Origin of the sequence: Neobacillus jeddahensis, assembly GCF_000612625.1 — a bacterium.
GTDB lineage: Bacteria > Bacillota > Bacilli > Bacillales > Cytobacillaceae > Neobacillus > Neobacillus jeddahensis.
This window is the reverse complement of the sequence record NZ_CCAS010000053.1, coordinates 1-23,334: the sequence shown is the minus strand read 5'-3', so window position 1 is coordinate 23,334 and position 23,334 is coordinate 1. Positions and strand designations below refer to the sequence as shown.

21 protein-coding genes and 2 pseudogenes are annotated in these 23,334 nt (G+C 33.3%); 18 read left to right on the top strand and 5 right to left on the bottom strand.

The genetic code is table 11. The features are described 5' to 3' along the window. The first annotated feature begins 5 nt into the window (after positions 1–5). The 7 genes and pseudogenes from TY15_RS18230 to TY15_RS18200 all read left to right on the top strand — a co-directional run bounded on the left by TY15_RS18230 (position 6) and on the right by TY15_RS18200 (position 7,648). Entirely contained in the window at positions 6–548 is a 543-nt protein-coding gene (locus TY15_RS18230; RefSeq protein WP_040204060.1) for an NfeD family protein, read from the top strand. 14 nt (positions 549–562) lie between these two features. Then, positions 563–997 (top strand): annotated as a pseudogene (locus tag TY15_RS18225) (SPFH domain-containing protein); the annotation flags it as partial. A 181-nt stretch (positions 998–1,178) separates the two neighbouring features. Then, positions 1,179–2,573: a hypothetical protein gene (locus tag TY15_RS18220; protein WP_052353834.1), complete on the top strand. Its 1,395-nt coding sequence runs from the start codon at positions 1,179–1,181 to the stop codon at positions 2,571–2,573. Next, positions 2,557–3,279: a hypothetical protein gene (locus TY15_RS18215; protein WP_040204058.1), complete on the top strand. Its 723-nt coding sequence runs from the start codon at positions 2,557–2,559 to the stop codon at positions 3,277–3,279. Before TY15_RS18220 ends, TY15_RS18215 begins: the two co-directional genes overlap by 17 nt. Before the next feature lie 61 nt (positions 3,280–3,340). Continuing rightward, positions 3,341–5,092: a hypothetical protein gene (locus TY15_RS18210; protein ID WP_040204056.1), complete on the top strand. Its 1,752-nt coding sequence runs from the start codon at positions 3,341–3,343 to the stop codon at positions 5,090–5,092. Beyond that, on the top strand, positions 5,089–6,924 hold the full coding sequence (locus TY15_RS18205; RefSeq protein WP_040204055.1) for a site-specific integrase: 1,836 nt from the start codon (positions 5,089–5,091) through the stop codon (positions 6,922–6,924). Before TY15_RS18210 ends, TY15_RS18205 begins: the two co-directional genes overlap by 4 nt. Next, a complete protein-coding gene (locus TY15_RS18200) occupies positions 6,917–7,648 on the top strand; it encodes a hypothetical protein (protein WP_040204054.1) in 732 nt (243 codons plus the stop codon). Before TY15_RS18205 ends, TY15_RS18200 begins: the two co-directional genes overlap by 8 nt. Before the next feature lie 200 nt (positions 7,649–7,848). On the opposite strand, the gene TY15_RS18195 is transcribed toward TY15_RS18200, so the two are convergent. Beyond that, a complete protein-coding gene (locus TY15_RS18195; protein ID WP_040204052.1) occupies positions 7,849–8,187 on the bottom strand; it encodes a helix-turn-helix domain-containing protein in 339 nt (112 codons plus the stop codon). A gap of 153 nt (positions 8,188–8,340) precedes the next feature. Here TY15_RS18195 and TY15_RS18190 point away from each other — a divergent pair, with 153 nt between their 5' ends. Further along, on the top strand, positions 8,341–8,658 hold the full coding sequence (locus TY15_RS18190) for a hypothetical protein (RefSeq protein WP_040204051.1): 318 nt from the start codon (positions 8,341–8,343) through the stop codon (positions 8,656–8,658). Positions 8,659–8,730: 72 nt separating this feature from the next. Here TY15_RS18190 and TY15_RS18185 read toward each other — a convergent pair whose 3' ends face one another. Both TY15_RS18185 and TY15_RS18180 read right to left on the bottom strand, forming a co-directional pair. Continuing rightward, on the bottom strand, positions 8,731–10,551 hold the full coding sequence (locus TY15_RS18185; protein WP_306454179.1) for an ATP-dependent helicase: 1,821 nt from the start codon (positions 10,549–10,551) through the stop codon (positions 8,731–8,733). Beyond that, positions 10,548–12,530 (bottom strand): ATP-dependent nuclease, encoded by a 1,983-nt coding sequence (locus tag TY15_RS18180; protein WP_179301697.1) that lies wholly within the window; start codon positions 12,528–12,530, stop codon positions 10,548–10,550. The genes TY15_RS18185 and TY15_RS18180 overlap by 4 nt, the downstream gene beginning before the upstream one ends. A gap of 150 nt (positions 12,531–12,680) precedes the next feature. On the opposite strand from TY15_RS18180, the gene TY15_RS18175 reads away from it, so the two are divergent. From TY15_RS18175 to TY15_RS18165, 3 genes are read left to right on the top strand one after another with little or no spacing between them, the layout of a single operon-like run. Further along, a complete protein-coding gene (locus tag TY15_RS18175; RefSeq protein ID WP_040204050.1) occupies positions 12,681–12,884 on the top strand; it encodes a hypothetical protein in 204 nt (67 codons plus the stop codon). Continuing rightward, positions 12,881–13,822 (top strand): MvdC/MvdD family ATP grasp protein, encoded by a 942-nt coding sequence (locus TY15_RS18170; RefSeq protein ID WP_040204049.1) that lies wholly within the window; start codon positions 12,881–12,883, stop codon positions 13,820–13,822. The genes TY15_RS18175 and TY15_RS18170 overlap by 4 nt, the downstream gene beginning before the upstream one ends. Further along, positions 13,822–14,667, top strand: a complete 846-nt coding sequence (locus TY15_RS18165; protein ID WP_040204048.1) for a hypothetical protein — start codon at positions 13,822–13,824, stop codon at positions 14,665–14,667. The genes TY15_RS18170 and TY15_RS18165 overlap by 1 nt, the downstream gene beginning before the upstream one ends. A 129-nt stretch (positions 14,668–14,796) precedes the next feature. Here TY15_RS18165 and TY15_RS18160 read toward each other — a convergent pair whose 3' ends face one another. After that, positions 14,797–15,276, bottom strand: coding sequence for a DUF4145 domain-containing protein (locus tag TY15_RS18160; RefSeq protein WP_040204047.1), 480 nt, complete (start codon positions 15,274–15,276; stop codon positions 14,797–14,799). Positions 15,277–15,382: 106 nt separating this feature from the next. Further along, positions 15,383–17,038 (bottom strand): single-stranded-DNA-specific exonuclease RecJ, encoded by a 1,656-nt coding sequence (recJ, locus tag TY15_RS18155; protein WP_040204045.1) that lies wholly within the window; start codon positions 17,036–17,038, stop codon positions 15,383–15,385. A 214-nt stretch (positions 17,039–17,252) separates the two neighbouring features. On the opposite strand from recJ, the pseudogene TY15_RS18150 reads away from it, so the two are divergent. The 7 genes and pseudogenes from TY15_RS18150 to TY15_RS18130 form a co-directional block, all read left to right on the top strand. After that, positions 17,253–17,525, top strand: a pseudogene (locus tag TY15_RS18150) (recombinase family protein); the annotation flags it as partial. A 41-nt stretch (positions 17,526–17,566) separates the two neighbouring features. Continuing rightward, positions 17,567–17,743 (top strand): hypothetical protein, encoded by a 177-nt coding sequence (locus TY15_RS24735; RefSeq protein ID WP_179301695.1) that lies wholly within the window; start codon positions 17,567–17,569, stop codon positions 17,741–17,743. 19 nt (positions 17,744–17,762) lie between these two features. Next, complete coding sequence (locus TY15_RS23290) at positions 17,763–18,419, top strand: tetratricopeptide repeat protein (protein ID WP_052353833.1); 657 nt, start codon at positions 17,763–17,765, stop codon at positions 18,417–18,419. 385 nt (positions 18,420–18,804) lie between these two features. Beyond that, positions 18,805–20,169 carry an AAA family ATPase gene (locus tag TY15_RS18140; RefSeq protein WP_040204043.1) on the top strand — a complete coding sequence of 455 codons (1,365 nt, stop codon included), beginning with the start codon at positions 18,805–18,807 and terminating at the stop codon, positions 20,167–20,169. Then, complete coding sequence (locus TY15_RS18135) at positions 20,169–21,047, top strand: DUF4435 domain-containing protein (RefSeq protein WP_040204041.1); 879 nt, start codon at positions 20,169–20,171, stop codon at positions 21,045–21,047. The genes TY15_RS18140 and TY15_RS18135 overlap by 1 nt, the downstream gene beginning before the upstream one ends. Before the next feature lie 209 nt (positions 21,048–21,256). Further along, a complete protein-coding gene (locus TY15_RS24730) occupies positions 21,257–21,424 on the top strand; it encodes a hypothetical protein (RefSeq protein ID WP_179301694.1) in 168 nt (55 codons plus the stop codon). A gap of 288 nt (positions 21,425–21,712) precedes the next feature. Beyond that, a partial coding sequence (locus TY15_RS18130; RefSeq protein ID WP_042375091.1) for a DUF262 domain-containing protein occupies positions 21,713–23,334 on the top strand: 1,622 nt, incomplete at its 3' end.

The window sequence follows — 23,334 nt, the reverse complement described above, 5'->3', positions numbered from 1 at the left end:
TGCACATGGAACCCTTTAGCATTCCTTTAGAAACGATTTATTTGTATGGATTAATTATTTCAGGTGTATTAACAGTTGGTTATGTATTATTTGCAGATGTATTTCACTTTCATGGAGTGGGAGAGGGACTGGACTTCCTTAACCCCGTTTTGATTTTTGCCTTCATAACGATTTTGTCTGCGAGCGGGTATTTGCTGGAGAGGCTATCATCCTTACACTTTTTCCTTATTTTAGGTATCTCAGCTGTGGCCGCTTTCATTCTTGTCACATTATTAAATGTTTTTGTTCTTGTGCCGTTGTCTTCTGCGGAGGAGTCACTCGTCTACAAGGAATCAGATTTGCATGGTCGAATAGGAACCGTCATTACGCCGATTCCATCTGATGGCTATGGGGAAGTGATGATTGATAGTACGAGTGGGCGAATTGCCAAACCAGCTACAAGCTTTGACGGAGATTCAATCCCCAATGGCACTAGTGTCCTCGTTGTACAGGTGAAGGATGGTGTTCTTGAAGTAACCGTTCATCATCAATTAGAGAATTTTTTATAGGGAGGTTTTAAGAATTGGAATTTAATATTATTTGGGTAATTATTGGAATTGTCGCACTTATCCTTCTTGCACTAATTGGTGTTTTTATCACCAAGTACAGAACTGCTGGACCTGACGAGGCATTAATCGTAACAGGAAGCTTCCTTGGAAATGGGAATGTCCATGTGGATGAAGCGGGGAATAAGATTAAGATTATTCGTGGTGGCGGTAGCTTTATTTTACCAGTCTTTCAACAAGCGAAACCGCTTAGCTTACTATCTAGTAAGCTAGAAGTGACAACTCCAGAGGTTTATACGGAGCAAGGCGTACCAGTTATGGCGGATGGAGTGGCCATTATTAAAATTGGCGGCTCAATTAGCGAAATTGCCACAGCGGCTGAGCAGTTTCTCGGAAAGCCTAAGGAAGATCGTGAAAATGAAGCAAGAGAAGTCCTAGAAGGTTGTATTAGGATATTTGGGTGATAAATAATAATATATGGGGAAAACACGAAAAACCTTTGGCAAATAAAGGTCTTTTTTTATGCCCGAAAATCTAAAAATTTGGGTAGAATTGTAGTATAATAGGAGTATGTCTAGAATACAATAATAGTAAATTAATAAGAAATGATTACAAAAATGGGCGGTGATGGAAATGAGTGATAAAAAGAAGGATAAGAAGACGGATTACCGCTTTGTTGTTCATCAATATACATTAGATGAGGTAGTGGGGGATAAAACTTATCCTCAAGAGGTTGTGGGGATAGGACTGTATGACCCATATAAGGATTGCATTTACCCTTTACCAATAACAAAATTTTTAGAACAGTTTCGGAATAAAAATGGCAGCTTAAGTTCACAAAAAAATCCTGCTGAAGCTATAAAGCGATTTTTAAATTATTGTAGAGAATATGCAATGGAAAATGACCCTGATTTTCTGGATATAAAGGAAAAGGGAATAAAAGGATTAAGGCTGCAGCACGGTTCACATTATATTACTTCTTTATCGCAACGATGCAGATTTGAAGAGTTAGACCCTGACTATGTGAGGCAAGACATACGATATTTAAATAAATTCTATTTTTATTTACAGTCGGAAGGGATAATAGTAAAACAGTTTGATAAAGAATATAAAGAAGTTATAAGACGGAAGTCCGGAGGAAGAAAAAAAGAAAAAATCAATGTTCTTACTGAGATTGATATTTTTTCTAATGAGGGTTTAGGAACGGTATATCCACCAAATAGAATAGGAAAGAAAGTTCAAAAACTAAAAGACTTTGGTAAAGATAGATATAAGTTGGTATTAGAATTTATTGACACAGCCGAATTGGTAGAACCGGATATTATTATCGGTTTGTATTTACAATTTTTTGGGGGATTAAGACGAGGAGAAGTAGTAAATCTTACTAGGAATGCCCTATTACAGACAGATGACGGTTATATAGTTGATGTTGATGATAGAGTAAATGTTTTGTTCCCCAATAAACCGGATACTAAGTCCGAGCAAGTAAAGAATCCAAGATACCAAGCGCTAATCTGGAATAAACGCATGGAATATGCCATTAGAAAACATTTCGAGTGGTTAAATGTTTTGGAGAAACAAGGGAAACTAAAAATACCTCAAGCTTTGTTAGTTAATAGTAGAACAATGAAACCAATAACAGGAGCAAATTATTGGGAAAAGTTCAATCGAGTGAGAGAAAAATATTTGGATAGATTATCTGAAAGCGGAAGGACAGAACACTATCTTTTCTTAAAGGGGAAAGAATGGTCAACCCATTTAGGAAGAGGTTGTTTTACCAACTTTTGTTTAGATATTGGCATGACACTGGGAGAAGTTGCAGTTGCCCGTGGTGATGCAAGTCCGTATTCCATGCTTGATTACCTCGAAGAAAAAGTTGCTGTTCAAACATTGAGGGATGCTATGAACTATATCGATAAAGTGTTTGAGCAAGCAGAGGAAAAACAGGACGGTTTGCTGAAAGTCCATTCCAAAATTGATGAAAATCGCCTAGAAAGGTGGAGTAAGACATATGAAACAAAATATTAATCAATACATTACGCCTTTCGAAGCAGCCAAAATAATAGGATTTTCTTATGCAGGAAATTTGCCATTAGAATTGGAACAAAAATTATTGGATAATTTTTCAGGTGAAAATGGACTAGTTTCAGAGGACAAGATAAATGAGTTTCTGAACAATTATATAAGCGTGATTGAATTAAGAGACGAGGTTGTGGAGAAGTGTAATGTGAAAGTTCATTCATTTGAATCTAAATATAGAGAAATGCTAGAGAAGATTGGTGTAATTCTAGTATTTCTCTCAAATCGCGCAAATTATATTTATCTATCAAAAGAAGATTATGAAAAGGCGTTGGAATACTATTTAAAACTATCAAAGCATCCAGATAGTAATTTATTTACCAAACAAGAAATCATTGAAATACTAGAATTACCCAATCACCGTCAACCAATGGATGGGGTTCTAAGCACTTATAATATAGAACCATATGTTCAGACAGGGAAAGGTGCTTTTTATCATAGAAATCAGGTTAATGAGCTGATAGAACATCAAAACAAGACAATTGAGCGAATGAATGACTATATATCCATTGAGGAGCTGACAAATGAATTAGGATATAACAAAAGCTCTGTTCTGGCGTGGTTGAAAAGAAAAGAGGTTAAAAGCATAGTGCCTCCTTTCATAACAAAAAAATATTTTAAAGGCAGCAAAAAGTATATCCTTAAACTTTGCTGAACAGTATTTCGATGAAGTCGAATTTCGTCAAAAATTGGATGAGACTTTTGAGTATTACAATGTGGATTTGGACCCTTATATTGCCTATAAAGAAGTTTTAAAGCTTTATGGCTATGATTTTATGGATTTTGCACAGAAATCAAGCCAATACTGGGATATGTTTGCCAAGAAAAAGCTTTATGAAAGCGGCAGACGGGAGTTAAGGAACTTTGTTCACCAATTTGCTCTCTTGTCCGGTTTTATGATGAATATTGTAAATCATGCGGGAAAAGAGCTATTTCTATTTTCGACAAAAGAACTGAATCTTGCTTTGTTAAATGATAATGTTCCATTTACTTATAAGATGCAATATTACTCCTTCATTAATGAAATTCATCAAGGGATTATCAATGGTGGTGGAGAAAGCGTCTTCGATATGACGAATTTAAGAAGCCCAAAAAAGGAACGGAAACAGAAACATATAGCGAAAGAGAAAGAAATTTACAAGCCGGAAATTTTTGTTGAATTACTAAAATATACTGCGGATATTGAATTTCATATTGAAAAGGCTATTCGTGATGCGAAAAAGTGGGCTTCTAGAGAATATTCATATTATGCCAATATGTGGCTTTATGTCTTAATCCAATTAACCAATGCTTGGAGACATTCGGATGTTGTTGATTTTCCAAGATTAAAAGATATGTATAAAGACAAAAATTTGGATTGGCTGTTAAAGAACCCATTATCGAAAGAAGACGCACGGGTCATTACGGCATATTTTGAAAATAAGGTCTATATCCATCATAAAAACCAGCAAAATAGATATCTGATTGTAAGTGAAGATTTGCAACAATCATTTGCAACTGCTGCTTTAATATGCGAGTTTATTCAACGCGAAAAAAATGATGCAAACGATAGACTTTTTGAATTCGGCAATCTTTACTATCAACCGTCAGAAACTACGCATAAAGCCTTCTTTGAGGGATTCTCCTATAAAAATTTCAAGTTTGAAAATAGAAAAATAAATTGGACAGTCATTACCTTGGCAACAGATGTCATTTCGAAGATAACCGGACGGAATCCACTGGAGATTGCTAAGTTTTTACGAAATCATTCATCTGACGAAATGACAAATATCTACATCCAGCTCCCACAGGAATATGTTGATTATATTTCAAAGCAATTATTTGAATTAGGAAGCTTTGGGTACATCTACGAAGGAATGTCGCGAATTCTTTTAAATGAAGCACCCAAACCAACTCAATACGAAAATGCCCTAATGATAAAGAATTCCTTTGGTGATGTAGCGGTAGTTGAAGGCATTTCTAAGCATCTTAATATCTTAAAAAAAGAGAATGACTATGTACTTAACAGATTAAAGAGCATCCCGAAGGAAGAAATAAAACAAAAAATGGAATATCTTCAGTTTGGACTTATGCCATCGAAACAAGAAGGGTATCAGTGTTTACTTGGTGGAGCGCCAAATTGTCCGCATACCGCAATGGATTGTAGGAATTGTTCTTTTAATATTCCAAATCGATTAGCTCTTTGTTCCTTTGCAATTGATATTGAGAAAGCTTTTGATGAAGTCGAACAGGGATTTTTAGCTACAATCCTTGAGGCAGAAAAAATTCGCCTTGCAAATAAATTATTTACACAACTTTCATTTTTAAGAACAGCCATTGACCGATTTGGAAGGGATGTTGTGGACCAATTTATCCCTGGTGGAATTAATAGAATTAATGAACGGTTAAAAGAAATTCCCAAAACAATGTCTCATGTATCGGCAGGAGTTAAAAACTGGCTCATAGAGGAAGGAGTGATTTTACAATGAGTTTAACAATAAAGGTTGAAGATTTCGAAGAATTTAATGAGTTTAATGATTCATCGTTTAATTTAGAGAATTCCATTGAAATCGCCAATGATATTTTAATGGAAAAAATGGAGGAGCAAAACCTAAGCGGTTTTGATTTTTCAACAAGTGAATGGAAGTTTTTAAACAATGACAAGTCTTATGTCCATTATAATTTTGAAGATGTACGCAACATTGTGAAATTCCATTCCCATATAGATGACGAAGAGTTTGTTCAAATCTCTAAGTGTTGGGTTGCAACAAATTTAGGGATGAAAACGGAAAAAAGGGTAAAGCACTCACTTACTACCCTTTTGGATTTCCTGCAATTATCACAATCATTTTTAAATGATGAAGATTTGATTGAGGATTTAGGTGATAGATTGCAAACTAAGGAAAAAAGCGAAAGGTATTGGATTAGCGTCTATATGCTAAATTTTATAAATTATTATGAGGATATAGACCCTGACGGGCTTTATGCGGAAATGCTTCGTGATGTGAAAAATACGGTGTCATATAAAGACCTTGGAAATGTAAGGATACTTCCAAATGGAAAAGATTTAATCTTTTTCCATACGATAATAAACAGTTTTATGGACCAATTAAAACCTGGTGAGCCAAACTATTATCGTTTTTTTCCTTTGGCTCTCTGGTGGAAATTAACCACGATAATTCCATTAAGACCATATGAATTTTGCGGGATTCCAAGGGACGGTATATTTGAGAAGAATGGGGAATATATTATTCACCTGCCTAGAAGTGATAAGAAAGGTAACAAGAATAAAAATAATGTTCAACTTATCAAAGACATCGCTATAAGGGACGATATGTACCAATTTATCCAAACCTATATTCAACACACGGAACAGTTTGGAGAAACCAAAACCCTTATTTCCTACAAAGCTGTTGAATGGGCAAATGAGCAATTAGGTCATAGAGTCAGAATCCATAAAATTGATAAGGAGCATTTTACTTATCGTATTTTATATACGTTGCTTGAGAATTTTTACAGTGAAGTTGTAGTTGAAGTGTTTAATTTAACTTATAATCCAAAAAGAAAATGGAATGTAAGTAAAGGGAATGAGCATAAAAAATATAGAGAATTGTTGAACAAGGTATTAGCTTATTCAGACGAAAATTATCATATCGAAAGAATGGTTAGCCTTGGAGATACACGCCATATAGCACTTATGAACCTTCAACGGTTAGGATATCATCCTGTGGAGATGGCTCGCTTGGCTGGACATACCAATCTTAACACCCAGTATTCCTATCATTCCCACCAACAAAATTGGGTGGATACGGAAGTTTTAAAGCTGATGACCACTTTTAAGTTTCAAAAGAATGAACATTCAAGAATAAATCGAGGATTTGTTGGTTGGGAACTCAGGGATGAATTTGATGTAACGAATGAATGGCGAGATAAGTTTCTTTTAAGCCCAACGCAGTTTGGCGGACGAACAGTTAAAAAGAAACTTGAAATAGGTTATTGCACTGATGAATATCAAAGATGCCAGGTAAGCGATTGTGCTGAGGGCTGTGATTTCTGGCGTATTACGAAAGAAGAGTACGATGAGAAGAAGGACATCATCAAAGAAAAAATAAGAATAGCCGAAAACCGATTACACTATGTAGTTATGTCTTTAATCGATTTACACAAATACGCAATATCAAATAATGGGGACCCTGATGTTTCCGAGGACAATTTTCAATTTAATCAGAAGTTGCTTCAGAAATCAGTGGAATTAGACCAATATGTTCATCGTCTAGCTGAACTGATGGCAATTGAAGAAAGGAAGCTTGAGGATGAGTAGAGGCAGACCGGCAAAAAAACACAATCAGGAAGAAATTGAAAATATCGTAAAGGCTTGCAGAGACGAATATAAAATAAATGGACTGCTTAAATATAGCGTTGTTCATAAGTATGCCTTGCAGCTTTACGAAGAAGGAAAGATAAAGGATAAGTTTTCCGAGGATTTTTGGCGCAAACCGAATCGACAAGGAACATTGGCAATTGCAAAGATAAATCAAATCCTTGTAGATGTAGTAAAAGTGGACGAGAGTGAAACGGAAAAAACCATAAGCACTCTGGATGCAGTCGAAAAGCTTTTTACTGGGAAAGAGAAAGATAAAAAAGAATTAATCAATAAAATGAGTATAAATGAAGTCAAAGCCAAGCAATACATTAACAAGAGCAAGAAATTGAAGGATAAAATTATTAGTCATGAATTAGAAATTCAACGGTTAAAAGAGCAAAGAGATGAGTGGAAACAAAAGACACTTGAAATGCAAAACATTTTGTTTAAATTTATGGAATATAGTAAGAAAAAAGGTTTTCCAGTTGAAAACATTTTTAATACAGGACACACCAGAACGAAGCCTGTTGAATTAATTCTAAGTTCTATGTTTGGTGAGAATCCAACCATCGGTTTTGACTTCGAGATGTACATTGAAGAAAAAGAAAAAAATAATGTAGTAGAATTCAAGCAAAAGGAAAAGGAAAAAGAATCGGCACTTGACGAATATGGCTCATTCTAAAATACACCACTTTCAAAGTGGTGTATTTACATAGTGTTATTAATATAGTGAATCTATCTCAAGTTCGATAGGAAGAACTTGATTAAAGTGACGGGAATGATGTGGAAGATGATTTAGATACAGAAAGTTTTAGTTTATTAGATAATATTATATTAGATACAAACGAATAAAGCGGAAACTCAAATTTAAGTTCCGCTTTTTTATCGAAATTTTTTGTTCATAAACCAATCTATTGAAGTTTCTAAATTATGTATAAGGAACTCGGCTGCAACTTTATCTTTATTATCGAGTGTTCTCAATAGTTGTATTGCTCGATTCAGGCGGGCAGTTGCTTCATCGTTTGGTTCTATATTCAGTGGGAGTAGGGCAAGTTCTTCTTGTAATCTTTGAAGGAGTGTAAAGTTAATGTTCTCTGTTTTACCTGTTTCTAATTGACTCAAGTAGCCTGGTGAAATATCTAAAATCTTAGCAAATTCGTTCAAACCAAATCCCTTTTGAATACGAAGCTTTCTAATTCTTTCTCCTAAGTTTTCCAGCATTCAGTTCCCCTCCATTTTAATCCTATCAAAATAATTCGATATAAAGAATGCAAATCCCTTTTACTATTTCAGAAGGAAGAAAACAAAATTGTCGGGCATCATGTCTACAGCTTGGTAAAATGTAATAAATGAAATTTTACAATAGAGGTGAGAATGTTGCCAATTGAAGTTGAAAATTTAAAACGTAGTTCAGAGACGATGAATTTTGTTAAGGCGCTACATATTGAATTTGGTCTAGAGTATGGAAAAGATTATGACATGAGCATACATATTACAGAAATAAAGCGAATGATAAATAATACTCGCACACCTTGGAAGCTTGCCTATCAATTACCTAATTGTATTAGATTGGATGATGGAAATTGCAGTAGCGGTTTTTTAATATGCAATGATAATTACAGAGATGATGCATTTATAAAAATTGTAGATTTTGTAGCAAATTATTTAAAGACCACCTACGAGAAATGGTAAAATTCCATAATATAAAAAACGCTTAGAATGTAATGATACATTCCTAAGCGTTTTTTGCAAAAATAGGAAAGTTTAATAAAGCGACCTTTTAGATTCTCGAACTGCATAAAGCTCTTGCCAAAACATAGATGGATTTTTAGGATGAGTTCTTAATCCATATCTGGTGAGATTTGTCATTCGTTTTGACCTTAACAGAAAGCAAACTCGTTTTGCTCGTGTAATACAAACGAAAAAAATACGACGTTGTTCATTTAGCTCTTTCGGGACACTAACAGTTGAGTAATATGGGAAATTCCCTTCCTCCATCCCTAACATTATGACAACTTCAAATTCGAGTCCCTTTGAACTATGTCTGGTTGATATGGTTACTTGATTCTCTGGTTTACCAACCCGAGAGAATTTAATTAAATCATAATCTTTTAACTCCCCGACTGTTATTTGCTGCTGGAACGAGCTTATGTGTTCAATCTCTGAAGCATATTTTTGGGAGCCAGCTATAATGTTTTCTAGGTTAAGTTCATTTAACAAAAATGAGAACCAAAGATGTAAATTACTTTGATATTTTACACTTTGATTTAAGAGTGATAAAAAATGTTTCCTCTTATGCAATTTATTGTCTTCGGACAATCCCCCATGATGGCTAGACAAAATATTTATCCAAAAGTCTGATAGGTCCGTAAACGAAATAGATGATTTGTCTGAAATCCAGGTAGCGCAGTCCTTTATCCAAACAATCATTTTACTTTTTAGAAATTCATGCTTAGATAAATAATGGGGTATATTTGCTTCATTCATGACCTTACTTAATGCTTTTACATGGCTTCCATTACCAACAAGAACACATATCTCTTCCAATGGAATATTTTTAGTTAAGCAATCGGGAATAATATTATTAACCACATATTGATATTGCTCATCCATTTCAGCTTCACATGTTATAAAGTGAAACTCTGCTTGTTCATCAAACCTGGTGCCTGCTTTATATTCTCTGTCATCCAAATTTAATGCAATCGCGGCAGCATCTATAATTTCTTGATTGCTCCTGTAATTTGTTTTCAGGTCAATCGACATAATATTTGGATTGTCATATAGCTCTAACAAGTAATCAGGAATGGCTCCTTGAAAGCCATAAATGCTTTGGTCAGGGTCCCCGACTGCAAAGATTTTAATATTTGTCTTATAAAATAAAGTTAGAATCATCTCATGAAGGGGCTTTCCTAAGTCTTGATATTCATCAATAAGTATCCAAGGAAATTTTGCTTCTAGGCACCTTCTAACATATTCATGTTCCTTAATTAACTTTGTAGCGCATTTAATTATCTCAATAAAATCAACCTGTTGCTTATTTATAAGAAGATTTTCATATTCAGTGGCAACTTTTCTTGCAGTATCGTTTGGTTCTGCTTCAATTAAACTATCTCCACCAATCAGTTGATTTCTTTCCTTATCCATAGCCTCAATTTTTAAAGATTTCTTATCAATGCCACGTTCTTCAAGTATTTCTTTAAACAACTTTGTTCTGTCGTTTTTTGAAATGATATTCAACGGCAAGGAAATCTCAACATCATAAAGGTGTGCAAAAGGGACAATTACTTCTGATATACAAAAAGAGTGGACAGTATCCAGTACAACATTTTGTCTTTTTTGATATCCAAATGATTTTAATCTATTTGTAAATTCTTTAGCAGCCTCATTGCTGTATGTGATACAGGCGAGACCCCTAGGATGCTTAATTTTTTCTTTTAATAAATGCATGATTTTTAGGGAGAGTACAGTTGTTTTGCCACTCCCAGGTCCAGCTTTAACAACTGTACTCATATTAGACTTAAATGCTGCATATTGGTCAGGGTCTTTTTTAATTTGCTCAAGCTTTAATGAATATAAGTCCATCATAAATCATCCACTTTTGTAAAAATTGATTGTATTGCTTCTTCAATATAAGTGGGAATATTATCCTTGGTACATTCAGTAGAAAGTCCTTGTGAAAATCGACCTTTGCCAATACGAGAATGCTTACTTTCTATCTTTTTTAAGCAATCTACATAGTTTTTACAATCGAGAGAATCCTTAAAGTTCTTCTTTTGTGTTGCTCCTCCTGAAGTCAATTCGTTAAAAACATGAGCAAAGATTTCTTTATCCTTCGAAGTATCCATCATATCAATTTCCATAGTATGAATACCGATAAAGAAATCGTACTGTTTATAAAATTCATCTTCGTCATTGATATCACTGGGTATATGGGTCTCATCAACCTTTCCTAACTCAATTAGTATTTTCCTGGTTCTATCCAGTCCATCATAACCAATAAATTCATGTTGCTTTTCATACATATACCCGAATATTTTTTTTGAATTGGCATTTTCCCTAAAGTAATAATCTCCATCTGTAATGACTACATAAGGAATACTAAGGGCATCAATGAATTGGACATATGGTTTAAAGTTAGTCGAGTTAATGGTACAGCATATAATGCCTTTCTTGTCTAAAGGCATATGAAGAGCCTCCGCAAAGCTTGGTATTAAATATTCTTCTGCCACTCCTTCGACAAGTATTACACCTTTTCCAAAATATATTTCTCCTTTTTTGACATCAACATATCTTTCTAAATCTTTACAATCTCTCTCGCTTAATTCTACGGAAGCAGTAGTTTTTACTTTAGTTCCATTGCTCATTGAACGGAGATACACAATTGAATTTATCGGTGCGACGGATGTAATATGAGGAGAATGGGTTGTCATTAACACCGATGTATTTTGTTTCATCACATCTTTAAAAATAAGTCGTTGAAGTGCAGGGTGCAAGTGAGCCTCTGGCTCTTCGATGGCTAAAATTGTGAACCCTTTAGTATCACCAGAATAGGTGTCCATAAATGTATAAAGTTTAGCTAGAAATTCAGGGGTCAACATTTCATTTAAAATGTAATTGCCATTATGGTTTTGACCGTAACATTTTTTTAAAATCTCACTACCTTCTTCTTCTAACAGTTTTATATAGGTATCTTCTTTTAATATAGGTGGAATGGTTTTATCTTCTAACGATAATAAAATTAACGAAATATAAAGAATATTATTAAGTCCTAGGCTTGTATCACTTACAGGTCTTTGCCCTTGCCCAATCATAATTTTCAATGTGTTCAGTATACGATTGGGGTCCAAATCAATTGTCTCAAGTGACACGGATGAATCAACTTGCTGTCCAATAATTGTAGAAAATCTACTATTGATACTGTCAGTCAGATGGACTAATTCATCGATAGAGAGCACCTCATCGCTTGTTTCCTTTAATCTATCAGCGATGTCTTTTAGCTCTTCTTTTCGAATGTCGTAGTTTTTAAGGAGCTGATTAATAGGCGACTTCCGAATATTTTTCATTTCGGTTTCAACATCTCTTATTGCAGGGATAACTTTTAGATTTAAATATCGGCGATGATAATGGGTGAATGGAACGTCTTCTTTTGTACCCTGGAAAATGCGATATTGATATTCATAGGTACCATCACTGTTTTGTGTGGCATAATAGTGATAAGTTAGCCGCAGTGTTGCTGGGTCATCCTTTAATGTAGCATCGGATAATATTGCCAGTAACATCTTATTATGGTCAAAGCCTTTAATATCAATCGATATTTTGACTTCCTCTCCATTTTCCATTGGTGATTCAATACCTTCGTAGAAGTCTGTATCATTTAAAAAGCGGTCCTCGTCGGATAATTTTGGGTCGAGAATTAGTTGTATTGCTCTTAAAAAATTTGTTTTACCGACATTGTTTTCACCGATTATTACTTGTTTATGAGTTAATTCAACATCGACGTATTTAAAGTTCCTGAAATTTTGAATTTGCACTTTTGATATATGTGGAGCATTCAGTATGTTCATTAGTTTGAATAACCTCCGTATGATTTTCTTCCTACTTATATAATAGATAAATATAATAGAATTGACAATTGATGGTTATTATAAGACTGTAGAACACTAGTTTGATTATTGTATTATATAAGTAATACTAGTTTACGAGGTGAAAAGAATATGGCTAAACATTTATTATTAGATAAAATCCATATTTATGAAAAGCAGTATGACAAAAGATTTGGGACTGAGGGCTCACAGTATTCACCAGAAAGAGGGTTTTGGTTAATAGGAGACACCATGCAACCACTCGTCGAAGACTCAAGAAGACCTTTGCCCTCAACGAAAAAGCATGATGTCGAAAGAGGAGAGGACATGAAGTGACACTTGTAGAGGTGCTAGTTATTTCAGATATATACGATTTCACTACGGACTTTGTTTGTTTAGAACTTGAAAAGAGGCATGTGAATTATCTTCGTCTTAACCGAGATGAATTTCATACTTATAAAATCCAATTAGACACGAGCAATTTTGAAATTACTGTTAAATTGGGAAACTACAAATATAATATTTCGAATGAAAACCTGAAAAGCATTTACTACAGAGCCCCTATTTTCTTAAGAGAAATAAATCAAACAGAAAAAAGTATTGAAGAACAAATATATAGTGAGCAGTGGATGTCATTTGTCAAGAATCTTCTAATATTTAAGGACGCTATATGGTTAAACAATCCTGAAAAAACGTACAAAGCAGAAAATAAAATTGTGCAATTGCAATATGCCAAGAGTATAGGATTTAATATTCCTTATACGATTGTGACCAATGGTAGCCCAGAACTGGAAAATGAAAGGTATGTGGTGAAATCTTTGGATACTGCCTTCTTTAACATCAAAGGAAAAGAAGGTTTTGTCTATTCAAACATCTTACAAAAAGAGGAAATACAGAACGCCAATCTTGAGTGGGCACCTGTTGTCATACAAGAGTATATTTATCCTAAAACGGATATTCGTGTAACAGTAGTTGGGAATGATGTTTTTGCTACTAGTATTACTAGCAAGGGAAATGGAGTAGAGATTGACTGGAGAATAGTAAAGGATGAAGTTGATTTCACAACAGTTTCTTTACCTGCTCATATTGAAGAGAAATGCGTCCAATTAGTTAAAGATTTGGGTCTTAAATTCGGCGCAATTGATTTGTTAAAGACGGAAGAAAACGACTATATGTTCTTAGAAATAAATCCTACAGGGGAGTGGGCATGGTTGGTACATACAACTGGGCAATTAATCCCTCAATCGATAGCTGATATGTTGGTGTCAAAATAATGAGTGTTTGGAAAAAAATATTATACGCATTATTGCCATTGATAGAATGCAACTCCGTTAATAAGGATGTGAAAAATCAACAAAAAACTTCATGGGGGAAAATACAGAATAGGGAGCCACTTTCAGATGTACAGAAGTTTGTAAGTATGGCAGAAAATGATGCCAAATATTTATTGGACGGTATTCGTGGCAATATTACTTCTTTACAAGATAAAGCAAAGGTAACCGCTGTTGCTGTGACATTGGCATTCTCTATGGTTGGTGGAATTTCAAGCTATCTGTTAAATCTAAAGGAAAAACTCTTTATAAATGGCTTTTTGACGGGTGCACTAATCTTTTTTGTTATTGCTAGTTGTTTCTACTTGATTAACGCTGGATATTTTTCTTTAATTACTTTGAATTCCAGACCTAAATATGATTTTAGTCCAGATGATTTTGAATTCCTAGGTCAGCTTTCATCAGAGGATAAAAAAAAGGAAGAAAAATTATCTATGATGGGTGAACAATACAAAATGACCACTTATCAAAATACGATTCTTAATAATTATGTGGATTGTAGTAATAATAATTTGAGGAATGCATTAATTTCCCTTGGAATTTTCTTTTCCCTAATCTGTCTTAGTTTTGTACTGGCTGAAAAAATACATGAGGATAAGCAGACAAATGCTTTAACTGAACAGACTCAAATGTTAAAGGATATTCAAACGGAAATACACACATTGAAACAGGAACTCGAAGATATCAGAAGTTCAAATAAAAATGATTATAAAGAACTATACTCATCTATAGCTGAACTAAATGTCTTGATAGAAGAAATAATAAGTGATGAAACTAAAACAAAATAAGACCAAACAATGAATTTACATAATGCAAATAGAAAGCTGTATTCTGTTAAATTTCAATATTCATTTTTACCTAAAGAAAAAGACCAAAATAAATTCGGTCTTTTTTCTATTTAACTGATGTAAACATTGTTAGTAATTTAATAAAAAAAGTGTTTTTAGAGCAAATTTAGCATCTTCTAATAGTAAGTCAGCTATTTCACTAATATTTTCAAACCTTTTATATTTAGGTTGATGTGTATAGGAATTTCTTATTTCCCTTAGTTTATGAAAAGCATCATTCTGCTCTTTAGAAATTATTTTCTTCACTTCATAACTCAAATTTATCATGTCGAAAAATGACATATCTGATTCTATCTGCAACTTAAATTTTAATGTCTGTTCGATTACAGATTGAGACATCATAACAGTAGCTATATAGTTGCCATAAATAAAGCTATTAACAGCTTCTTCAAGTATATATCCAGTAAAAGAAGTACCGAGTACAATCCTCATTTTGTCTGTATCGTAATATTCATTAATGAATTTTAGACGTTTAGCACGCCCGCCCCGTTCTTCCTTGTCCCTTTGTTTTACTAGTTCTTTTTTCTTATCCTTTTTTTCTGTTTTCATGACATTCTCCCCCAACATAATATTAATGTTTAGGAAGTTCATTAACAATATTTTAGTCCAGATAAATACACCAAGAAGAATTTCTTGCATTCAGGCTCAATTATGTTTACACAACAACGCAGTCCTGCACCAAGAAGTTTTTATCTTCATAGCAATGTGGAGTGTAGAGCATATCAACCAAGTTTCCTTCATTCCAATCGGTAAAGTGATTAGACTTTGAAAAGGCGTAGGCGATGAATTGATTTATGCTCATTTTTACATGCTCTTTATCTTTACCAAATGTAGAGTATTCGCTTATCTGTGTATTTTTACTGCAAAATACAGGCTTTGGCATTCCCATCCCGAAGGGTTCTAAAGCACGTAAATCATTAAACATTGTTCTTGGAAAATATTCTAAAGGCAAAATCCCAATGTACCAGTTTGCTGCAATGGATATTTTTTGTTTCATTGCAGCTAATTGAATTGCATATCGGAATAATTCTATTTGACTTTCATCTGGTGAGATGGATAATCCAGCAGCCATTTGATGTCCGCCAAATTTCTTCAAATACTTTCCACACGCTGAAATACAATCAATAATAGAAAAACCACTGCTCTGTAAACTTCGTGCTGAGCCAGTTCCGTCATCTGCGATAACGATTGCTGGCTTTTTGTAATGATTCACAATTCTTGAAGCGAGAATGCCAATAACTCCTTTATGAAAATCTCCCTTCACAACGATAACAGGCGATAAATGAAGTCGTTCATTTTGAATGATATTTAGGACAAATTTAAATTGCTCCATGGTAATGTCTTTTCGTTTTTCATTTAAAGAAATAAGTTCTTTAATTTGTTTTAGAGTCGGTTCAGTGCTTTGAAGAATCGATGCAGCAGGGTTGGGGTCTCCGATACGTCCACATGCATTGAAAATCGGACCAACTGTAAATCCAATTGTTGAACTATCGATACTTTTTGTTCTTAATGTATCCAGCAATATTTTAAATGCTTTCCGTGGAGATTGTTGAAGTTTTCGAAGTCCATGATAGCAAAATATTCGATTTTCATCATTAAGAGGCATCATGTCAGCGATAGTACCGAGCATAACTATATCTAAAAACGGCTCCGTCCCTCTTATCCAATCTCGATTTAATGTGATATAAGTGGCTTGTACTAATTTTAGAGCAACGCCTGCACCGCAAAGGTTAGAAAAAGGGTAGGTATTATCTTTGCGTTTTGGGTTGAGAAATACCAAACAATCAGGACGGTCATTTAACACTTCGTGATGGTCAGTCACAATAACTTCAATCCCTTTTTCTTTTGCAGCCCGTAATGCATCAAGTGCACTTGAGCCATTATCTACTGTAATGATTAAAGAGACGCTTTCAGGCAATTGTTGTACAGCATTCACTGATAATCCGTATCCTTCTGAACGAAGGGGAAGTTGAGTAGTAACTACCGCGCCAAGTTCCTTTAATGCTAAATAGAGAATAGATGAAGATGTTATGCCGTCACAATCATAATCTCCAAAAATGTGAATATGCTCGTTTCGTTGGAGAGCCTTTAAGATGCGTGTTACCGCATGCTTCATTTCATTCATTAAAAAGGGGTCATACATATTTGAAAGTTTTGGATAAATAAAAGCGTCCAATTTATCAAAATCAGAAAAACCTCGATTGTATAGGTGTTGAGTTAATAAGGGATGTAATTGAAATTTAGCTGAGAGGTATTTAATTTGAGCATATTTTGGATGATGTTGTATAGGGATTTTAGAAATCCAGTGCATCTAATCTCCTCCTTTTTTTGGTAACTATCACTATTATGAGGTATTTTCAACAATATATTCGTATATAAAAATAAAATGTTCATATATATGAATAATAGTCATGATTTTCCATATACTATAATTAAATTAAAAGAGAAAGGATGATGAATAAAGTTGCATATAGCTATCCTCATAGAAATACAGTTCAACTATGAAGGTGATAGCATTGTAGCACTATGTCGTTTATGTACGTGTATCGACGGACCGAGATGAACAAGTATTATCAGTGGAAAACCAAATGGATATATGTAGAAACTGGTTAGAGAGAAATGGATATCAATGGGATGAGGATTGTGTTTATAAGGACGAGGGGATAAGCAGAACATTATTTGTTGACCGTCCAGCTATTCAATTAATACTAGAAAATGCCAAAGAAAAGAAAATTGATATGGTTATCTTTCAATCAATTTCTCGTTTAGCCCATGATTTAAAGGACTCACTTGAAATAGGGTAGAGGAAGCAATAACAAAAACAAAAAACCAATTATTTATGCTTAAACAAGCAGAAACGGTTCAAACAAACATCCAAACGATAAAAGATGCATTTCTAGAATTACAAAATCAAAATCAGGATTTATTTGATGTACTTCAAACTTTAATCCAGGAAATCGTCATTCATCCTGATGGAACAATTGATATACAGTATACATTTGAAGAACCTAAGTGATAATAAATGGAGGTATTTTATGGAAGAGAATAAGCTTTCAAATATTGATGTATGGAATGTTATTGGTGAAAACAATAACGAGGAAGAAGGTGCCTCTTCAGTTCTTTATAATAAGGCAGAAAACCAAATGTATAAAGGTAACTATAGGAAAGCAATAGACCTGTATGAAATGGCAGCAAATTTAGGTTTTGTTAAAGCCCAGTCCTATTTAGCTGATTTGTATTTTTGTGGTTTAGAGGGGACAGGTATTGAGCCAAATCACCCTAAGGCGTTAAAGTGGTTTCAAAAGCTTGCTGAGCAGGGAGAGGAATTAGCCCAATTTAATTGTGATTACCTTTATTACTTCGGAGTAGGTACAACTAAAGATGATGAGGGAACATTCGAAGCGGTTTTACAGAGTTCGGTAGTTGAAGAGAGAAACGCATTAAAGCTAGCTGGACAGATGTATTATTTCGGTGAGGGTGTTAAGCAAGATGTGCAGAAAGGTATTGAATATTTTAAAAAGGCGGCTGACCAAGGAGACCTAGAAGGACAAATTGCGGTTTGTGCATGTTATTTAGAAACTAGAAAACACGATAAAACCGTAAGCTACTTAAATATGATTGAAACAGCTCATTATGATTTAACGGATGGACATAAGAATTGGTTAGCACAAATTAAATCGAACCTTTACTGAGAAGTGGTTTTTTAATGTATTGGTTTACAAACACAACGCATCACAAATGCCATGCATAGTGTTTGTAAACAGGGTAAACATTTATATATACCGTTGTAAACGTTTGGAATTGATTAAAATATTGAGGGGAACACCTCAATAGCACTTGAATATAGTGTCATTGAGGTTAATCGTTTTAAGGAAATATAATGCTTTGTGGAACTAATATTTTTCGCCTTTACTTTTCAGCGAGGAAAACTATAGATATATGAGAGTTTTCATCATCAAAAAGTGAAAACTCTTTATTTTTTTAAAACATCTAGACGGATATATACACTTATTGGTTAATCTTGGTATAATTAAACTGAATAAGCAAATATTTTAAGATAGAAAAAGGGGATTATTTGTGAAGAGATTATCCAGAATTAAAGTTTATAAGTTATTAGAACAATATGACTACGAGATAAAACATTTTTTTGATGAAAAAATCACTATGGTATTTGCTCCAAATGGTAGCGGAAAAACCATTTTGTTGAAATTAATTAATTCTGTATTTAGTAATGACTACTTAGGAATGTATGAACTTCCTTTTCAATCAATTGAATTTCAATTTACTGATAGTAGTCTGCTTGTAATAACAAAAAAATTAAAAACTGATGAAAATTCGGTTACAAGTGAATATCTTCACTATGAGATTATTAATAATTCTTTAAATGATTCATTAAATCATTCGTTTGAAGTGGAATTTACAAAGGAATTGCCACCACTTAATTCAATAACTCGTAACCTACCATTTATGAGAAGAATTGCTCCAAGAGAATGGTTTGATACAGTTCAAAAAAGAAGGTTGAAATTAAATGAAGTATTAGACGAGTATAGTGAACTTTTCAATATGTCTTACAATGTTGAAGATAATAAAAAGGATTTAATAAAAGACCTTCTGTCGGTGCAATTAATAGAAACCAATAGGTTACATGATTTAAAGAGTTTGGAAGAAAACTGGAGACGTCGCGGATATAATAATGATAGCTATTATGAAGAAATAGAAACTAATACAGTGAATTTTTTATCAGATGAGATAAGGAGACTTATTTCGAATAAATTAAAAGAATTTGCATCAGTTTCACAAGAAAAAGACCGTACGTTTCCTTCAAGATTAGTTTCTTTGATGGAATTAGGCGAAAAAAGAATCGATGTAAACTCTATCTCTAAAAAATTAGGGGAATTAGACGATTATAGACGAAAATTATCAACAATTGGGTTAATAGATAGTCAAAATGAAACTTTTCGTGGATTTACAGAAAATCCGGGTTCATACGTGGCAAATGTATTAGCTCTATATATAGAAGATACAAAAGAAAAGCTTGCTGTCTTCAATGAACTTGAACAGCGTATAACGTTATTTTTAAAGATAATAAATGATAAATATAAAGATAAAAAACTGATAATTGATAAAAATGAAGGGTTCATAATTAAATTGAAAAGTGGTCGAGAATTAAAGAATATCAATCATCTCTCATCAGGAGAGCAACATATATTAGTAATGTACTTTAATCTACTATTTGAAGAGGTGCCAAGGCAAAATAAATTGGTACTGATTGATGAACCAGAAATATCTTTACACATAGAATGGCAGCAAGATTTTCTTTCAGACCTACAAGAAATTAAAAAATTAACAAACGTTGATTTTATTGTTGCGACTCACTCTCCTGATATTATGAACGGTCATTGGGAAATATCTGTTGGTTTAGAGGATGAGGGAGATAGATAATGACTATACCAGTAGTAAATCCTAAGAGATTTGTTTCCGAGTATCAAGTAAAACGTAATAGTACAAAATCTAAAACTATTGTGTTAGTTGAAGGCATAGGTGACGAGGAATTTTTCAAGAAAATTTTTTCTTTAAGAGATTGCCGATTTATTATCTGTGAAGGAAAAGAAAATGTAAAGGATACTGTTCGTATTTTGAATAGTAGAAGCCAAAAAGGCATGTTGGGGATTGTAGATATGGATTACGATGGAATTTTAGGAAGAACACCATTAATTGATAATCTGTTTCAAACGGATACTCATGATATTGAGACCATGATTATATCTTCAATTTCAGGCTTACATCAATTTATAAATATGTATGCAGATTTGGATAAATATGAAAAATTTTTAGACCGAACAGGTATGTCCATAGAAAATAGTATATTTAATGCAGCAAAAATATTAGGTGTTGTTAGGTTGATATCTGTAGAGGATGAATATGATATATCTTTTAAGGATATTCAATATGACTTGGTTTTAGATGAATATTTAGGTATTGACTTGTATAAGTTGTGTGAATATTTAAAGAACCGTTCTCTGAAGTACATAGACGTTGAAACCTTAGTAAATAAAGTCAGTGATAAAATAGGTAATAAATATGATATTTATAATATTGCCTGTGGACATGATATAACAGGTATTATCCAATATGCGCTTAAAAATATTTTTGGTTCAAACAAGGGCAGAATGATAACACAATCGAAAATAGAAGAAAATCTTAGGGTTTTATATGACTTTGAGAAATTTGATAAAACCAACTTATATTCTGATTTGATTTTATGGGAAGATGGGAATAAACCATTTATAATGTTCCAATCCTCAGCTCAATACGTTTAGCAATTAGAGGTTTATTAAACTAAAATAGGAAAATAATTTAGTCTTGCTTAAAGCGAAAAGTAGTTGTTTCAGCTTTTGACTACCCTTATATACCCGTAACTAGGTTGCAAACAGGGATAAACATTGAGTATCAACGTTTCGTAGATGACTTAATTTTACAGGGTCGTCCCTCAATGAAACATGCATATAGTGTTATGAGGTGATGCAACATGAGTCAATCGTCTTCGCCCTTAAAGTTGGGTAAAGAAATGTATGGAATTGAGAAGTTAGAAACGGCATTTCTTAAAGCATTTGAGTTTTACTTTGGAAGAAGTAACACAATGAATATTAAGAACAATAACCTTCCTCCAACGTTAAAGAAAAGAAAGATTGAATGACCTCCAATTAACACCTCAAAAAGGGATATAAGAAAATCTTAAGGGCAATGCTAGCTAGAGGATGTTGTTAGTGAAATCCCGTTCGCCATTTTATCCGTGGATTTCTAGTGAGTTAAAATTGAAAAATACAAAAAGCAGTGGATATCTAAATATATCTGACTGCTTTTTGTAGTTTATTAGGGAATATATGTTAATATTTTTTTATAAAGGTCTTATCCCTTTCGCTGAAAGTTTAGTAGACAGAAAAGTTTGAGATTAATTGGTTAATCAAAGGAAGTAGGGGAGATAATGTCATTCCAGACGCCGTTAACAATTAAAAAGGTTATTGAGAACATTCACAGAAAGAAATATCTTTTACCGGCAATTCAAAGAGAATTTGTATGGGGAACTGACCAAATTGAAAGGTTATTTGATTCTTTAATGCAGGGGTATCCAGTTGGTTCCTTCTTATTTTGGGATGTAAAAAAGGAAAAAAGTAAGGAATTCCAATTTTATGAGTTCATTAGGAATTATCATGAAAAGAATAACCGTCATAATCCACTTGCTAGTATAAATGGCGAAGAAGATATAGTCGCCATATTAGATGGTCAGCAGCGATTAACCTCAATGTACATAGCTTTAAAAGGCTCTTATGCTTATAAATTGCCAAGAATGAGACGTGAAAATCCTTTAGCGTATCCTGAACAACATCTTTATGTTGATTTATTAGGTCCATCGGAGGATTATGATTCGGTTTATGATTTTAGATTTCTAACATCAGAAGAAGTAAAGAATGATAACGAGAATGAAATTGCTCATTGGTTTAAAGTTTCTGATATTTTAAATATTACCGACCATTTTGAAGTAAATCAGTATCTAATCGAAAATGGTTTAAGCTCAATTGAAAGAGAAAAAGCATTATTTGCAAATAAAACGCTGTTTAAACTGTATCAGGCGATAAACGAAACACCAAGTATTAACTATTACCTTGAAGAAGAACAGAAGTTGGATAAGGTATTGAATATTTTTATTCGTGTAAACAGTGGAGGAACAACATTAAGCTATTCCGATTTACTGCTTTCTATTGCGACAGCTCAATGGAAAACAAAAGATGCTAGGCAGGAGATTACAAAATTTGTTGATGAAATTAATCAAACTGGGAATGGATTTAATTTTAATAAAGATTTTGTTCTAAAATCATGTTTAGTTCTTTGTGATTTTACGGATATTGCTTTTAAAGTAGATAATTTTAATACTGAAACAATGCAAAAAATTGAACAGAATTGGGACGATGTTAAAGAAGCGATTAGATTAGCAGTTAACTTAGTTTCAAGTTTTGGATACAACCGTGATACTTTAACATCAAACAACGCTATTATACCGATAGCTTATTATTTGATTAAGAAAGACAATCCACCCAATTTTGTCCAATCAAAAAACTATCAAAATGACCGAAAATTCATAAAAAAATGGCTAATACTAGGCTTACTCAAACAAGTATTTAGTGGGCAACCTGATAATGTTTTACGACCTATAAGAAGAATTATTGCCTCAAGTCATGATGAGTTTCCATTCCAAACGATAATTGATGAATTTAAGGGTGGAACAAAGTCTTTTACCTTTAATGATGATGAGATTGCAAATTTGCTAACTTATGAATATGGGCAAAAACAAACATTTTCAATATTAGCATTGCTATATCCAAATTTAGATTTCAGAAATAAATTTCATGTAGACCATATATTTGCAAAGAGCTTATTTACAAAGAGAAAATTAACCAAAAGAGGCGTTCCTCAAAATAATCAAGATTTTTACCTTGAAAATGTTAACTCAATCGCAAACCTTCAATTATTAGAGGATATACCTAATATTGAAAAATCAGATATGGAATTCGAGAAATGGCTTGATGAAACAATCAAAGATAATGTGGC

What these genes read in the sequence shown, in the direction of transcription:
- recJ (WP_040204045.1), bottom strand. Translation starts at nt 17,038, where the DNA reads ATGCACTGGATTTCTAAAATCCCTATACAACATCATCCAAAATATGCT.
- TY15_RS18200 (WP_040204054.1), top strand. Translation starts at nt 6,917, where the DNA reads ATGAGTAGAGGCAGACCGGCAAAAAAACACAATCAGGAAGAAATTGAA.
- TY15_RS18160 (WP_040204047.1), bottom strand. Translation starts at nt 15,276, where the DNA reads ATGAAAACAGAAAAAAAGGATAAGAAAAAAGAACTAGTAAAACAAAGG.
- TY15_RS18205 (WP_040204055.1), top strand. Translation starts at nt 5,089, where the DNA reads ATGAGTTTAACAATAAAGGTTGAAGATTTCGAAGAATTTAATGAGTTT.
- TY15_RS18180 (WP_179301697.1), bottom strand. Translation starts at nt 12,530, where the DNA reads ATGAACATACTGAATGCTCCACATATATCAAAAGTGCAAATTCAAAAT.
- TY15_RS18135 (WP_040204041.1), top strand. Translation starts at nt 20,169, where the DNA reads ATGACTATACCAGTAGTAAATCCTAAGAGATTTGTTTCCGAGTATCAA.
- TY15_RS24735 (WP_179301695.1), top strand. Translation starts at nt 17,567, where the DNA reads ATGCTTAAACAAGCAGAAACGGTTCAAACAAACATCCAAACGATAAAA.
- TY15_RS18215 (WP_040204058.1), top strand. Translation starts at nt 2,557, where the DNA reads ATGAAACAAAATATTAATCAATACATTACGCCTTTCGAAGCAGCCAAA.
- TY15_RS18175 (WP_040204050.1), top strand. Translation starts at nt 12,681, where the DNA reads ATGGCTAAACATTTATTATTAGATAAAATCCATATTTATGAAAAGCAG.
- TY15_RS24730 (WP_179301694.1), top strand. Translation starts at nt 21,257, where the DNA reads ATGAGTCAATCGTCTTCGCCCTTAAAGTTGGGTAAAGAAATGTATGGA.
- TY15_RS18190 (WP_040204051.1), top strand. Translation starts at nt 8,341, where the DNA reads ATGTTGCCAATTGAAGTTGAAAATTTAAAACGTAGTTCAGAGACGATG.
- TY15_RS23290 (WP_052353833.1), top strand. Translation starts at nt 17,763, where the DNA reads ATGGAAGAGAATAAGCTTTCAAATATTGATGTATGGAATGTTATTGGT.
- TY15_RS18185 (WP_306454179.1), bottom strand. Translation starts at nt 10,551, where the DNA reads ATGATGGACTTATATTCATTAAAGCTTGAGCAAATTAAAAAAGACCCT.
- TY15_RS18230 (WP_040204060.1), top strand. Translation starts at nt 6, where the DNA reads ATGGAACCCTTTAGCATTCCTTTAGAAACGATTTATTTGTATGGATTA.
- TY15_RS18220 (WP_052353834.1), top strand. Translation starts at nt 1,179, where the DNA reads ATGAGTGATAAAAAGAAGGATAAGAAGACGGATTACCGCTTTGTTGTT.
- TY15_RS18165 (WP_040204048.1), top strand. Translation starts at nt 13,822, where the DNA reads ATGAGTGTTTGGAAAAAAATATTATACGCATTATTGCCATTGATAGAA.
- TY15_RS18195 (WP_040204052.1), bottom strand. Translation starts at nt 8,187, where the DNA reads ATGCTGGAAAACTTAGGAGAAAGAATTAGAAAGCTTCGTATTCAAAAG.